We start from the raw sequence: 14,966 nt of genomic DNA on the forward strand, positions 1-14,966 counted from the left end.
TTTTTTGCAGAGAGGAAGGGATTCGAACCCTCGATACAGTTACCCGCATACTACCTTTCCAGGGTAGCTCCTTCAACCACTCGGACACCTCTCTTTTTCAGATTGCAAAAATAGAGTAATTTATTGAATCTGCAAATTATTAATGGGATTCCTCAGAAATTTCTCCACAAAGACTTTGGGTGAAGTTTTTAGCAAAGTTTCCTTGGTAAGAAGGATTATCGATGAGGTGCATTGCTTTTGTGATTGCACATTCAGCAGTCATATCTTTACCGCTTATTGCTCCTATCCTTGAAAAAATATTACTGTTTTCATATTTTCCAAACGAAATTCCTCCGGAAATACACTGACTTACCACTACGATCTCCGTTCCGTTGTTTCGGATTTCCTGTAGTGTTTCTTGTGTTTTTTCGTTGTTGAAAATAGTTCCGGATCCAAAAACCTGAAGAATCAATACTTTCATTCTTGGAATTTCTTTAAAATGACTCAGATGCATTCCCGGAAAAATTCTCCAGAATAAAATATCTTCGGAAATATGTTCATCCACATGAAATTCTATGCTGGGATCACAGCGGTAAAGATTGTCTTTAATAATATTCAGGTGTACCCCGGATTGTCCTAAAATAGGGTAGTTTGGACTTGAATAGGCATCAAAAAACTCGGCAGAATATTTTAAGGTTCTGTTTCCTCGAAGTAATTTATATTCAAAATAAATGGCAACTTCCTGAATTACGGCTTCATTATTTTCATACAAACTGGCATAATATAAACTGGTCAGAAGATTTTCTTTGGCATCAGTTCTTAAATCCCCGATAGGAAGTTGTGATCCCGTAAAAATAACAGGTTTTCGTAACCCTTTTAACATGAAACTCAGTGCAGAGGCAGTATAAGACATCGTATCAGTTCCGTGAAGAACCAGAAAACCATCATATTCGTTATAATTTTCACGGATATAATTGGCAATCATTCTCCATTCTTTCGGTCCCATATCTGATGAATCCAGTGGCTCTTTGAAAGGGTGAAGAGAAACTTCGCATTCCATCAATTTCATTTCCGGCATTTTTTCAAAAATATTTCCGAAGTCGAAAGCGCGGAGACTTCCTGTTTCATAGTCTTTTTCCATACCAATGGTTCCACCGGTATATATTAGCAGGACTTTTCGTTTCATGTAACTTTTATTAAGAATTTAGACCATTGTCGGGTTCATTCCTCAAAATTACGTTAATTTGCAAAGATTTGAAAATGAATGGAAGATTTAGTAAAAACATACGAGTACCTCAAACAGTTTTTAACGGAAGAAAGATTAAAAAAAATTGAGCATTTTGCTCCTGAAAGTTCAGATTTTGTACTGCCGGTTTTAGAAGATGTTTATCAGTTTAGAAATGCTGCTGCAATTGTTCGATCTACGGAAGCTTGCGCTTTTCATAAAGTAGTTGCATTACAGGAAGAACATAATTTTGAACCCAATCTAAGAGTGACTAAAGGTGCGGATACCTGGGTGGAAGTAGAAAAACTCCCCCGAAATATGGAGTCTTTCCAAAAGATAAAAGACAGAGGGTATAAAATGGTGGCAGTATCGTTAGAAAAGAATGCTAAATTTTTACCTGAATATGAAATCACAGAACCTATGGCTTTGATTTTCGGAACTGAGATGGAAGGTGTTTCGCAGGAAATTTTAGACTTAGCGGATGAAACGTTGGCTATTCCGATGTATGGTTTTACCAGAAGTTTTAATGTTTCTGTAGCAGCTTCCATCTGTTTGTACGAATTAAAACAAAAACTGATGAAGTCCGGAATAGATTATAAGCTTAATGAAGAAAAATTACTAAGGATGAAAATTCTTTGGGCGGTCAATTCAATGAGAAGTGGAAATCAGATTTTTGAAAAATATTTAAAGGATAATAATATTAACTTTTAAAAGTTATAGTTGAAAGTAAAAATGTGCATGACAAGATTATTCCCTCTTTTGTTTCTGTTTTTTTCAGGATGTTTATTTTCACAACTGAAATTTGATACATTATCCCACAGAAGGTACAAAACAACGATTACTCCTGCAATATTGGTTGGATATCACTATGCGGGTGATGCCAAAGACAATACAGAGACTTTCAGAGCTTCACAAATGCACATCATTGAATTGGTAGTGGGGAGAATAATCGATTACGGTGGAAATCACGGAGCCGCAAAAGTTTATTATGCAGGAAGTGATTTTATTATTAATAACAGACATGGTTTTTTTATGGCACCTAAAATTGGTGTTAGTTCAAGTGCCGGAATTTCTATGGGAGCTGAAGTTCAGTTTCAGACCAATTTTCAGAAAGTTATTCCAAGGGCTATGCCTTATTTAGGATTCGGTGGAAGTGGTGGAAAGCTTACCGTTGGATATAATTTCAGATTGTTAAAAGCTGAAAATTTTCCAATTAATACACTTCAGATCGGGTTGACAATGCCTATCAAAAGATTTAAAGAGAAAAGTTAGATCATTTTATTGTAGTTCCATGCCGCTACAAAAAGTCCGGCAGTTTCTGTTCTTAACCTTTGGTTTCCTAGCGAAACAGCTTGTATTTTATTGTCTGCTAAAAATGAAATTTCTTTTTCAGAAAAGTCTCCTTCAGGACCAATTAAAAAAGTGATACTTTCCAGATGTGGAATCTCTTTAAGATGAGTTCTTTCAAGATTTTCGTGACAATGGGCTACAAAAGTATTTTCAGGATTGATTTTTTTTAGGAAATCCGAAATCTTTATTGAATCATTAATGACAGGAAAATGAAAACGTAAACTTTGTTTTGAGGCAGCAATAGCCTGTTTTCGCAGCTTATCTATATTGATGTTTTTACGCTCGGTTTTTTCGGTTTGCAGAATACTAATTTCGGAAATTCCCATTTCTACAGCTTTTTCTACAAAAAACTCAATGCGGTCAATGTTTTTGGTAGGAGCAATCGCAATATGAAGTTTTGGGTTGAAATCAGGAAGGTTTCCTTTGATTTCAGAAACTTCAATGTTTGCTTTTTTTCCTTCAATGATCAGTTTTCCAGAGGCAAGATTTCCGTTTCCGTCCGTTACATGAATATCTTCACCGTTTTTCATACGAAGAACCTTTACAATATGCTGCTGTTCTTCCTCATTGATGATTGCTTTTCCGTTATTTATCTCTCCAAAAAAAAGTTTCATAGAAAAAAGTGTATTATTTCTTAAAAAAAGATCTCATTCTCGCTCAAAAATGCAACTCCGGTTTTTATCGTAGTATAAATATCACCTTCGCAGTCTCTGTAAGAACACATGTAAATTTCTTCAACCCAATTATTGTTCATGAAAATCATGTTCAGATATTCATTTTTTCTTAAATTATTTTTGATGGATAAATAATCTCCTTCTTTCGGCTCATAAGCAAAGCTGAAAACATTCTCCGAATTTATTTTTTCTAAAACCTCTTCCTTAATATTTTGAATATATCCAATTTCTGAACTCACCATTAAATAATCATCGTCTTCAGTTTGGGCAACGACTTCATTTTTTCCTGTAACGGTTTCTAAAACCCAATAATATTTTGAGTTTTTTTTAGAATGCGTTCCCAGTACTTTTTCTTCTAATAATATCTTCATTATAAATCGTATTTCGCCGTCGCTGTTGTTCTTAGATCAGTAAATTCACCTCTTTCAAATTTCAGCTGAGCTACCATGGCAATCATTGCAGCGTTGTCTGTTGTATATTCAAATTTTGGGATATAGATATTCCAGCCTAGTTTTTCATGATTGTCCTGCATCACTTTTCTTAAAGCTGAATTGGCAGAAACTCCACCGGCAATTGCCACTTCTTTTATATTTAAGTCTAGTGCCGCTTTTTCCAGTTTGTTCATCAAAATTTCAATGATGGATTTCTGAACAGAAGCGCATAAATCATTAAGGTTGTTTTTAATAAAATCAGGATCTTTTTTTACCTCTTTTTGGATGAAATATAATACTGAAGTTTTAATTCCGCTGAATGAATAATCGTAATTCTCCAGCTTAGGTTTATTAAATTTAAAAGAATCAGGATTTCCCTCTTTTGCCAATCGGTCAATAATAGAACCTGCAGGATAATCCAGATCAAATATTTTTCCGATTTTATCAAAAGCTTCCCCCGCAGCATCGTCAATGGTTTTTCCAATGATTTCCATCTCAAAATAATCTTTCACCAAAACGATCATTGTATGACCTCCACTTACGGTAAGACATAAGAAAGGAAATTTGGGCGGCATAGGATTTGCATCCTCAATGAAATGTGCTAAAATGTGTGCCTGAAGGTGGTTTACCTCAATTAAAGGAACATCTAAACTCATAGCCAATGACTTGGCAAAAGATGTACCTACAAGAAGCGAACCCAAAAGTCCGGGACCACGTGTAAAGCCTATGGCAGAGATTGCATTTTGTTGTATATTTGCTTTGAGTAAGGATTTTTCAACAACAGGAATAATGTTTTGCTGATGTGCTCTTGAAGCCAATTCAGGAACCACACCACCATATTCTTTATGAATTGCCTGATTAGCGGCGATATTAGAAAGAATAGCATTTCCTTTGATAATAGCTGCTGAAGTATCGTCACAAGACGATTCGATACCTAAAATTATAGAGTCGCTCATAATAATGGCAAAGTTAGAGAATAATAACGAGAATGAGAACAAAAAATCAGTAGCTGAAAACTTAGGGAATCAGGTACAGAAAACTGTGGAAAATGTTCAAGAAACCGTAAAAGAAGCTTCCGAATTTGCCTCAGATGCCATAAAACATCCTTTGGATGCCGCTCAGGAAATAGGAAAGCAGGCGGCAAAAGATGTAACGAGCTATTCTTGGTGGGCGCGACTTTTACTGATTCTTTTTTGGTTTGTTCTTAGTGTCGTTGTTCTTGCTTTTATTGCCATTAATCTTCCCATTACCAAAAGATGGGCTGCAGATCAGGCGTTACAAATTGTAAACAGAGATTTTAAAGCAGATATGTCTACCGAAAGTGTTGAGGTAGACTTTTTCGGAGATGTTACTATTAAAGGCTTAAAAGTAAAAGATTATAAAGGTTTTGAATTCATAAAAGCTAAAGAATTTATTGCCAATTCAGACTGGTTTTCATTAGCGACCAATATAGGAAAACACAATTCTTTAAGTTTTAACGGATTGATCCTTAAAAATGCCGATGTAAAAGTAATTACCTATAAAGGCGACAGTATTTCAAACTTCATACGATTTACAAAATTATTCGACAGCGGAAAAAAAAGAGATCCTAATAAACCTCCTTTTCAGCTTAATTCCCGATTAGAGATTTTGGATTCCAAAGTTTCTATCATTAATCAGAATTCACCTGGAGAACCGGGAAAATGGCTTACTGCGACCAATGTTAATCTAAAAGCTCCAAAAGTAAGAGTAAATGGAGCAAATATTGCTGCACAAATCAACAATTTCACATTTACGACCAAGAGATGGGGGAAATCTCATTTTGTAGAAACCTTTTCTACGGAATTTTCTATGACAGAAGATTTTCTGTTGCTTAAAGATTTGACTTTAAATACCGATCATTCCTTACTACAGGGAGATATTAAATTTAATCTACATAAAGGTTCTTGGGCTGATTTTACCAATAAGGTAAAATGGGAGATGAATATCAATCAGGGAAGCCAGCTTAGCGGGTATGATATCAGTTATTTTGTAACCAATTGGGATAATTTTATTCCTTTCAATCTTTCCGGGAAAATGGAAGGGCCGCTAAATCAATTTACTTTAGAGAACTTTCTGATTAGAAATCCTGATGTGAATATTGCGACAAAGAAACTGAAAGCGGATAATCTTCTTAAAGGAAACTTCCTAATACAAACTAACGATCTTTCTGCTGATTTCACCTATAAGGACTTAAAAAAGATGATGCCTTCTTTCATTTCGAAGAAGATGAAAAACTTTGCAGATGATTTTGGAAAACTGAAATACAACGGAACGGCTAAAGTAAGTCCAAAGCAGGTCTATGTCTCATCTGGAAACCTTATGACAGGAATCGGACAGGCTAAAATCACAAATTTCACATTATCAGATTATAGTTCTTCATTACCAAAATATGTTGGATATGCAGAGATAAAAGATTTGAATACCTCTGTAATCACAAAAAATAAGTCAGTAGGATTAATTTCAGGTAAATTTAATATCAACGGACAAAGTTTTGATGTTAATACCATGAAGCTGAGTACGAAATCTCAGATTTCAAGTGTTGAGATTATGAATAAAGAGATCAATAACGTGTATTTAGACGGTTTATTAGATCATAAAAAATATAACGGGCTCATTACGGTGAACGATGAGCAGGCAAAAGCTACTATAAAAGGATTAATAGACTTCAGTACTTCAAGAATTTTTGCCAACGTAGATGCCAATGTGAATTATTTGAATATGAATTACTTCACGGGTAAACCGGGAAATCAAATTGTAAGCGGACAAGTGGTTGGGAAAATGGCAATGTCTACCATTAATGATTTGAATCTAGATGTAGAAGCTCATAATATAGATTTTGCAACGGCAGACCAACGATATAAAATTCCTAACGCAAAACTTAAAACGTATCTGGAAAACGGAGGAAGAGTAATTGATGTGAATGCTCCGGGAGCTCTTGATGGTAAAATTTCGGGGAGATATAACCTTGCAGACCTTGTTGGAATGGTAGAAAACGGATTAGGAAAAATCTTAGTAGGTCCTCCACCAAGAAAATTGTACCGAGGTGAAAGTTTTGCAATGAATTTTAATGTCGAGCAAGGCTTGATCAGTTATTTTATGCCGGATTTGAAACTACCGCAAGGAGCTAAAGTGGAAGGTGAATATGATGGTAATTCTAATAATTTAATACTAAATCTTGATGCAGCTTCTCTGAAATATGTGATGACCAAAGTAGAGGAAATTACAGATGCAGATAAAGCATTGGCTGCGGCGAATCCTTCCTATAAAATTAATGAGAGGGAAAATATTACGAAAGACAGCGCTATGGTCGACAGTGTTATGGTAAGAATTAATACGGCTAATCTTGATCAACAGCTGTACGCTAAAATAAATAAGATAGAATACAATAAAAATATACTTCGGGATATTACCTTAACCGGTAAAAATGAAAATAATACCATCCTTAGAATTTCCACCAATTTTAAACATGGAAGTCCTGAAGATGATATGGAAGATAAGTTGAAAAGCTATGCGATCAATTTCAATCAGTCTACGAATGCAGCAGGTGATTTTGTGTTCAGATTCGAGCCTACGGAAATTGCCTTTAATGATGTAGTTTGGAGAATAGATACTGATCCGAACTTAGATCATTCTATTGTATATAGGAAAAAGACATCCGACTTTGAAATAAGGAATCTGAGAATTTATTCAGATAACAGTTCATTGCAGATTAATGAATCAACCTTTAAATCTGCAAAAGACTTTTATGTAGATGCGGAAGTAAAAGACTTTTCAATAGAGAAACTTTTAGAAATGCAGTCGGGAGGTAATTCTATGGGAATAAAAGGACTGGCAAATGGTAACGTAAAAATCAGAATGGATAAAAATACGTTGCAGCCTCTTGTAGATATGACCATAGATGATATCATAATGAATGGGAACGACATGGGAGATATTACCATATCGGCGACCAACAGTTTTTCTTTAAATGTTTATGATATTGATATAAAAGTTGCTTCGGCTGGAATTATTGGAAATAACAATCTACATGTTACCGGAACTGTAAATAACAATACTTCGACTCCTATTATCGATCTTACGGCTGAAATGAGAGATTTTGATCTGGCATTTACCCAACAGTTTGTACAATCCATTTTTGGAAATATGCGTGGTAAAGCAACGGGGGATCTTAAAATCAGTGGAAAGCTGAATGATTTGGATTATAGTGGAGATATTGATTTGAAAGGATTTGGTTTGAAACTTTTATTTACCGGAGTTGATTACTCTTTTGATGATACTACAATTCCTCTGTCAAAAGGTTTAGCAGTTCTTAATAATATTGGAGTTCATGACGGAAGAACAAATTCTCAGGGAACTATTTCAGGATATATCCGTTTTGAAACTTTATCTTCCATGCAGGTCGCTTTGTTCTTTAATGCGAGTAATCTGATGGTGCTAAATTCAACCCAAAAAGATAACGATTTGTTTTGGGGAAGAGTGTACGGACAAGGGGAAGCTACCATTTCTGGGCCAGTTTCGGCATTGGATATTGAAACCAGTCCACGAACACCATTTAAAGCCTTATTTGGAAGTACCTTTACTTTTAATTCCGCTTCTACCAGCAATGTGGAAGAATTTAAAATGCTGAGGTTCTTAAAAGAAAATAAGATTGGGGAAATCGTACTGGAAGAAAAGAAGAGATCCGGAGCGAATATGAATATTGATTTAAGCTTAGATATTGATAAAGGAACTACCGTAAATGTTTTGGTGGGTGATGATGTCGGAAATATTTCTGTGAAAGGGACTGCGAATAATCTGAAATTCCAGATGAGCAGACAGGGAAATATAGCGATGAACGGAGCTTATATGGTGGATACCGGAACATTTATTTCTAAAGCGATTCTTAATAAAACTTTCCAGATAGAAAAAGGAAGCAGTATTCGTTGGGACGGTGATGCTATGAAGCCAGCTTTAGACATTACTGCAAATTATATGAGAATGGTTTCCAATACCGGAGAATATCTGAGTATGAGTGGTCTTCAACCGATTAAAATTCTTCTTCAGGCTAAGATTACCGAAAGTTTGACAAATCCGGATGTAGAATTGGGGTTGACGGCTTTAGATGTCTCTAGTCAGGTAAAAGAATCATTAAATGCCAAATTAAGTCAGGATGGTGAAAAAGTATTGCAGTTTGGATCTATTTTGCTGCTTAACAGCTTTAATATGACGACGGGTGGAGTAGGTGTAGATTTCGCAGGAGTTGCTGAAAGTTCCGGATACAATATGATTTTAAAACAATTGGGTTCCGCTTTGAATACAATGAGTAATGAATTCCAGATCGACTTAAATTATGTAAAAGGAGATCAGAACTCAAATACAGGAGACAGAGCCAATGCCGGTGTGAGCTTCGAAGTTTCCCCAAGAGTGAATGTGAAAACGGGTCTTGGAATTCCACTTTCTAAAACTGATAATACAGATACAAATAACTTCCTTTCCGGGGAAGGGTCTATTGAATATGATATTTCTAAAAAGAATGACGGTACTGTTCTCTTAAGAGGATATTCTAAGCCATCTAATATAGGAATGGGAACAGGTCTTAATGCGAATGGTTCAGCAAATCAGTCATATGGAGTGGGGGTCGTTTGGAGTAAAAGTTTTAATTCTCTGTTTAAGAAGAAAAAGAATAAAAAACAGCAGCCTGCTGAAACTGAAATAAAAACAGATTCTGTAAAATCAGAGGTTAAATAATTAGAATATTTTAATGATTTTTATCATCCATGTTAATTATTGTTAATGTTTGCTATAATTTTTTTTGCTAAATAATTTTTACTAAATTTGCAAAATATATATTTGTTTTTTACAAAAAATACAATCAGACTAATATGAACTATCAACTGGACGAAATAGACAAGAAAATTCTTGATTTCTTAGTAGAAAATACAAGAATGCCTTTTACGGAAATTGCAAAACAAATGGATGTTTCTGCTGGAACAATTCACGTAAGAGTGAAAAAAATGGAAGATGCGGGTATTATTTTGGGATCATCTCTTAACATCGATTACGGAAAGCTAGACTATCACTTCACAGCTTTTATCGGAATTTTATTGACAAAATCTAACAGAACTCAAGAAGTTTTGAAAGAATTGTCAACTCTTCCAAATGTAATCGAAGCGAGCGTTATTTCAGGAAAATATAATATTTTCTGTAAAGTAAGAGCTAAGAATACTGATGATGCTAAAAGAATTATTTATCAAATAGATGACATTCAGGATGTAATGAGAACTGAAAGTATGATCTCTATGGAGGAATTCTTAAGCGACAAAAACAGATTGATTAACGCTATCTCTATTTAATCAAATTTTAAACGAATTATATAAAAAGAACTTATGAAATCTCTCATAAGTTCTTTATTTTTGTACCTATGGAAGAATATAGCTATTTTGATGAAGATCCGAAGAAAGGATGGGGTTTTATAGGGGCATTCGCAGCCTTGATGTTGTTTACGATCATGGGATTCGGAATCGATCTTGATGAATATCTGCAGCATGAAACATTAAATATTCCGGCTTGGTATTCTTATGCTATTTTCACGATTGACGCGTTGATGGTTGTAAGTCTTGTTTTAATGTTTTTTTACAGAAAAATAGGCATCTTTGCATTCCCTGCGCTGCTTGTTCTGCACTTCTTTATGCACAATTATTATCTGTCAACTTTTCTGTATACAGATGTTACCAATCTTTTCCTTTTTACAGGATTCGGGATGTTGGCAATTATTCCGAAATGGAAGTTTTTTAAATAACCTTAGGGTATATTATAATATAAAAAGAAACGGGCTTTAAGCCCGTTTCTTTTGTTTAATGATCTTTTGCCGATTTAAAAGTGAATTCTTAATGGGGAAGAAAACAAGTTTAATACTAAAATTATTTAGGGTTTAGCTTATCCAAAATTTTCTTGGCATACATTTGACCCTCCGGATTATTGTAACTTACAAAACTGATAAAATTACCATCCTTATCCAAAATAAAACTTGTTGGATAAAAAGGAATTTCCATTAAGTTTAATAAAGGGTGTTGGTTGGATAAGTGAACAAAATTAAAAGAAGTCTTCTCCAAAAATCTTTTTACAATAGTCTCTTGATCAAAAGTAACGGCAATAAAGTTTACTTTGTCCTTATATTCTTCCTGTAGCTTATTGAGATCAGGAATTTCTTCAACACAAGGTTTACAGTTTGTGTACCAACAATTGATAAAATAAGGCTTAGATTTATTAATACTTTTATTGTTGCGGACTTCTTCTAATCCTATAAAATTGACCTTCTTTTTAAAAATTTGCTCAAAGTATACTTGATTGTTAAAATAGTATCGGGTAGTATGGTCGGCTAATTCAACTTTTAGATTGGGGAGAGCAAAAGTACTGTCGTTCTTTTTGAAAACTAAAGCTATTTTCTCTGTTAACTTTCCTTTTGTAGAAATATTATCTTTAAACTTTTCATAGCTGGTTTGATTAAAAACCTGATTTCCATTTAAGATATGATATTGATTTTGTGCAAATAAGAAGTAAGTGTTTAAGAAGAGGAGAAGAGAAAAGAGTTGTTTCATTTGTTTTAGTTTTATAACAGCAAAACGTATTTTTTAGAATATTTATTGTTGAAATTTGATCTCAATGAAATCTAAAATAAAAAAGCATCCCCGAAAGGATGCTTTTCATATATATATGTAAGAAAATATTATGCTAAAATTCTCTTTACTGCTTCTTTTACAGCGGCAGCATCGATTTTATATTTCTTCATCAATTCAGCTGGTGTAGCAGACTCTCCGAAAGTATCATTTACAGCAACGAATTCCTGTCTTGTAGGTCTTTTTCTAGCTAACATTCCTGCAACAGACTCCCCTAAACCACCAAGGTAGTTGTGTTCTTCAGCAGTAACGATTTTACCTGTTTTTTCTACAGATTTTAAGATGATTTCTTCATCAAGAGGTTTAATTGTGTGGATGTTGATTACCTCACAAGAAATACCTTCTTTTTCAAGCTCATCAGCAGCAACTAAAGACTCCCAAACCAAGTGACCTGTAGCAACAATTGTTACATCAGTTCCTTCCTGTAAAAGAATTCCTTTTCCGATTTCGAAAGGCATATCTTCCGGAATGAAAACAGGAACAGTTGGTCTACCGAATCTTAAGTATACAGGACCATCGTGCTCAGCAATAGCAATAGTAGCAGCTTTTGTCTGGTTGTAGTCACAAGGGTTGATTACAGTCATTCCAGGAAGCATTTTCATCATACCGATATCTTCTAATACTTGGTGAGTAGCACCATCTTCTCCTAAAGTAAGACCTGCGTGAGAAGCACAGATTTTAACGTTTTTCCCAGAGTAAGCGATCGATTGACGAATCTGATCATATACTCTTGAAGTAGAGAAGTTAGCGAAAGTTCCCGTAAAAGGAATTTTTCCTGTAATGCTAAGACCTGCAGCAAGACCCATCATGTTTGCTTCTGCAATACCAGTCTGGTAGAATCTTTCAGGAGCTTTTTCAATGAACTTCTCCATTTTCAAAGATCCGATAAGGTCTGCACAAAGTGCTACAACATTAGGGTTTGTATCAGCAAGTTCAGCTAATCCGGCTCCGAATCCTGAACGTGTATCTTTTTTTTCTGTATATGTAAATTTCATTTTACTTAAGTTTTTAATAATTGATAAATGATAGGTGATTAATGATATTTTAAAGATTTGCAATCATCATTTATCGTTGATAATTTATCATTTATAATTAATAATCAGCAGGAGCTTCTAAATATAATTGTTTGAATGCTGTATCCAATTGCTCATCGTTAGGAGCTTTTCCGTGCCAAGCATGAGTTCCCATCATAAAGTCTACACCTGCTCCCATTTCTGTATGAAGAATGATTGCTACAGGCTTTCCTTTTCCTGTTTCTGTTTTTGCTTTTTCAAGAATAGCGATTACAGCTTCAAGATCGTTACCGTTTTTCTCTTCCAAAACTGTCCATCCGAAAGCCTCCAATTTTGCATGAAGATTTCCTAAAGAAAGTACATTTTCTGTACTTCCGTCAATTTGTTGTCCGTTATAGTCAATCGTAGAAATGATGTTATCCACTTTTTTTGCTGCAGCATACATAAATGCTTCCCAAACCTGACCTTCCTGCAATTCACCATCTCCATGTAGAGAGTAAACTAAAGAGCTGTCTCCGTCTAATTTTTTACCTTGAGCCACACCAAGAGCTACAGAAAGACCTTGTCCTAAAGAACCAGAAGCGATTCTTACACCAGAAAGACCTTCGTGAGTGGTAGGGTGACCTTGCAATCTAGAATCTAATTTTCTGAAAGTACTTAATTCTTCAACAGGGAAAAAGTCGAATCTAGCTAAAGTAGAATAGAATACCGGAGAAATGTGTCCGTTTGAAAGATAGAAATGATCTTCATTTTTACCTTCCATCGTGAAAGGAAGATTATAGTTCATTACCTTTCCATAAAGGGCTGTGAAGTATTCAGTACAACCTAAACTTCCACCTGGGTGACCAGAATTTACAGCGTGAACCATTCTTAAAATGTCTCTTCTGATTTGCGTAGTAAGAGATTTTAACTCTTCGATACTTTTACTCATTTTATAAGATTTATTTGCACGCGAATTTACAATTTTTTACTGGGTTACGGAAATGCAAAAACTCTGAGATTAAAACTCAGAGTTTTAGTTGTTTAAATATTTTTATTATTGAACGGGTTCAACGGCTTTCTTCCCATTTATGAAACCAGTTCCATAAGGGATGAAAATTTATTTTTTTCTAATAAGCCACAACCCTACGAAAGTAAGAAGACCATTGATAATTAATAATTCCAACCCGATTTTGAATTCCCCGAAGATCGTTTCCTGATATTTATCGATAAAGAAAGAAATTACAGGGGCTGCAATACAAATGAAAGGTACTAACTTGTCTTTAACTTTATATTTTGTGAAAATTCCAAAAGCAAATAATCCTAAAAGTGGTCCGTAAGTAAAGCCGGCAAGTTTTAGGATAAGCCCGATCATTGAGTTGTCATTGATGATTTTAAAAATAATCACCATGATAAGGAATGACAAAGCAACCAATAAGTGGATGTTTTTTCTGAATTTTTCTTTCTTTTTATCGTCCCAGTCTTTCTTCTCTTTCATTCCGAAAATATCGATACATAAAGAAGAAGTAAGAGCAGTCATTGCACCATCTGCACTTGGAAATAAAGCCGAAATCAAAGCAATAATAAAGATAATCGAAATAAACGGAGGCATATGATTCAATGCAACGTCCGGGAATAACTGGTCACCTGCGCTCGTCACATTTTCCTGTGCTCCGTAAAGATGAAGAAGTCCGCCCATATAAAGGAACAATGAAATTACACCCAACAAAATAAAACCAAGCGTTACCATGTTTTTCTGAGAATCTTTTAATTTGGTTACAGATAGACTTTTCTGCATCATTTCCTGATCAATTCCTGTCATCGTAATCGTTATAAAAGCTCCTGCCAGAATTTGTTTAAGGAAAAAGCTTTTCTGATTCGGATCAAAATCAAAGATTTTTGTGTAGCCTTTTTCGTTCATAGCTGTCAAACTTTCTCCAACATTTAATCCTAAATGATTTAACATATAAATTGTACAGATAATTAATCCCAACAACATACAAGAAGTCTGTAACGTATCCGTCCAAACGATGGTTTTTACACCCCCTTCATACGTATAAAGGATAATCATTGCTAAAATAATCAGTGTGGTTACAATAAACGGAACGCCTAAACTATCAAGAATTGAAACCTGTAAAATATTCACTACCAGATATAATCTTGCCGTTGCACCAACCAATCTGGAAACGATAAAAATCCATGCTCCTGATTTGTAGGAAAGCTGTCCCATTCTTTGCTGAAGGTAGCCGTAAATTGATGTTAGTTTTAATCGATAATATAAAGGAAGAAGGACGTAAGCAATAACAATATAGCCAATCAGATAGCCTAAAGTAATCTGTAGATAGGCAAATTTATCATTTCCAACAGCTCCGGGAACACTCACAAAAGTCACCCCAGAAAGTGACGTTCCTATCATCCCGAAGGCCACAAGCATCCAATTACTTTTACGGTTTCCGATGAAGAAACTATCATTATCACTTCCTTTTCCGGTGCGGTAAGCTACCCAAAGTAGCAATGCGAAATATACGATAATGATGGACAGTAATATAATTGGAGACATATGTACTCAGTTTTAATTTCAGCAAATATAGTTTTTTTCTGTTCTGTTGGAAAAGAAAAAACCTTTCAGATTGCAATCT

General features: G+C 34.7%; 13 protein-coding genes and 1 tRNA gene. 5 read left to right on the forward strand and 9 right to left on the reverse strand.

The window, feature by feature from the left end; translation table 11 throughout:
• Positions 1–7: 7 nt before the first annotated feature.
• Both RM51_RS14520 and RM51_RS14525 read right to left on the reverse strand, forming a co-directional pair.
• Positions 8–94 (reverse strand) — tRNA-Ser (locus tag RM51_RS14520).
• A 45-nt stretch (positions 95–139) separates the two neighbouring features.
• A complete protein-coding gene (locus RM51_RS14525) occupies positions 140–1,165 on the reverse strand; it encodes an asparaginase (protein ID WP_039371040.1) in 1,026 nt (341 codons plus the stop codon).
• Positions 1,166–1,243: 78 nt separating this feature from the next.
• Here RM51_RS14525 and RM51_RS14530 point away from each other — a divergent pair, with 78 nt between their 5' ends.
• Positions 1,244–1,915, forward strand: a complete 672-nt coding sequence (locus RM51_RS14530; protein ID WP_039371043.1) for a TrmH family RNA methyltransferase — start codon at positions 1,244–1,246, stop codon at positions 1,913–1,915.
• Between the two features lie 27 nt (positions 1,916–1,942).
• The gene (locus tag RM51_RS14535) at positions 1,943–2,476 is read left to right on the forward strand and encodes a hypothetical protein (RefSeq protein ID WP_039371046.1); all 534 of its coding nucleotides are present in this window, start codon (positions 1,943–1,945) and stop codon (positions 2,474–2,476) included.
• Here the strand turns inward: RM51_RS14535 and RM51_RS14540 are convergent.
• The 3 genes from RM51_RS14540 to tsaD are packed head-to-tail and all read right to left on the reverse strand — an operon-like array spanning position 2,473 to position 4,615.
• Positions 2,473–3,168, reverse strand: coding sequence for an RsmE family RNA methyltransferase (locus RM51_RS14540; protein ID WP_039371049.1), 696 nt, complete (start codon positions 3,166–3,168; stop codon positions 2,473–2,475). The two genes, RM51_RS14535 and RM51_RS14540, sit on opposite strands and share 4 nt — an antisense overlap.
• A 20-nt stretch (positions 3,169–3,188) precedes the next feature.
• Positions 3,189–3,599: a hypothetical protein gene (locus RM51_RS14545; RefSeq protein WP_039371051.1), complete on the reverse strand. Its 411-nt coding sequence runs from the start codon at positions 3,597–3,599 to the stop codon at positions 3,189–3,191.
• Entirely contained in the window at positions 3,599–4,615 is a 1,017-nt protein-coding gene (gene tsaD, locus RM51_RS14550; RefSeq protein ID WP_039371053.1) for a tRNA (adenosine(37)-N6)-threonylcarbamoyltransferase complex transferase subunit TsaD, read from the reverse strand. The genes RM51_RS14545 and tsaD overlap by 1 nt, the downstream gene beginning before the upstream one ends.
• 4 nt (positions 4,616–4,619) lie before the next feature.
• On the opposite strand from tsaD, the gene RM51_RS14555 reads away from it, so the two are divergent.
• From RM51_RS14555 to RM51_RS14565, 3 genes are all read left to right on the forward strand, one after another.
• Complete coding sequence (locus RM51_RS14555; RefSeq protein WP_039371056.1) at positions 4,620–9,407, forward strand: translocation/assembly module TamB domain-containing protein; 4,788 nt, start codon at positions 4,620–4,622, stop codon at positions 9,405–9,407.
• Between the two features lie 134 nt (positions 9,408–9,541).
• A complete protein-coding gene (locus tag RM51_RS14560; protein WP_039371059.1) occupies positions 9,542–10,012 on the forward strand; it encodes an Lrp/AsnC family transcriptional regulator in 471 nt (156 codons plus the stop codon).
• 68 nt (positions 10,013–10,080) lie between these two features.
• Positions 10,081–10,458 (forward strand): hypothetical protein, encoded by a 378-nt coding sequence (locus RM51_RS14565; RefSeq protein WP_039371063.1) that lies wholly within the window; start codon positions 10,081–10,083, stop codon positions 10,456–10,458.
• Between the two features lie 121 nt (positions 10,459–10,579).
• On the opposite strand, the gene RM51_RS19170 is transcribed toward RM51_RS14565, so the two are convergent.
• The 4 genes from RM51_RS19170 to RM51_RS14585 all read right to left on the reverse strand — a co-directional run bounded on the left by RM51_RS19170 (position 10,580) and on the right by RM51_RS14585 (position 14,887).
• Complete coding sequence (locus RM51_RS19170; RefSeq protein WP_052248518.1) at positions 10,580–11,257, reverse strand: TlpA family protein disulfide reductase; 678 nt, start codon at positions 11,255–11,257, stop codon at positions 10,580–10,582.
• Positions 11,258–11,385: 128 nt separating this feature from the next.
• Complete coding sequence (locus tag RM51_RS14575) at positions 11,386–12,330, reverse strand: transketolase family protein (RefSeq protein ID WP_039371065.1); 945 nt, start codon at positions 12,328–12,330, stop codon at positions 11,386–11,388.
• Positions 12,331–12,427: 97 nt separating this feature from the next.
• Complete coding sequence (locus RM51_RS14580) at positions 12,428–13,279, reverse strand: transketolase (protein ID WP_039371067.1); 852 nt, start codon at positions 13,277–13,279, stop codon at positions 12,428–12,430.
• A 168-nt stretch (positions 13,280–13,447) separates the two neighbouring features.
• On the reverse strand, positions 13,448–14,887 hold the full coding sequence (locus RM51_RS14585; protein ID WP_039371070.1) for a sodium:solute symporter: 1,440 nt from the start codon (positions 14,885–14,887) through the stop codon (positions 13,448–13,450).
• Positions 14,888–14,966 lie beyond the last annotated feature (79 nt).

The organism is Chryseobacterium taiwanense, assembly GCF_000813825.1.
Classification (GTDB): Bacteria; Bacteroidota; Bacteroidia; order Flavobacteriales; family Weeksellaceae; genus Chryseobacterium; species Chryseobacterium taiwanense.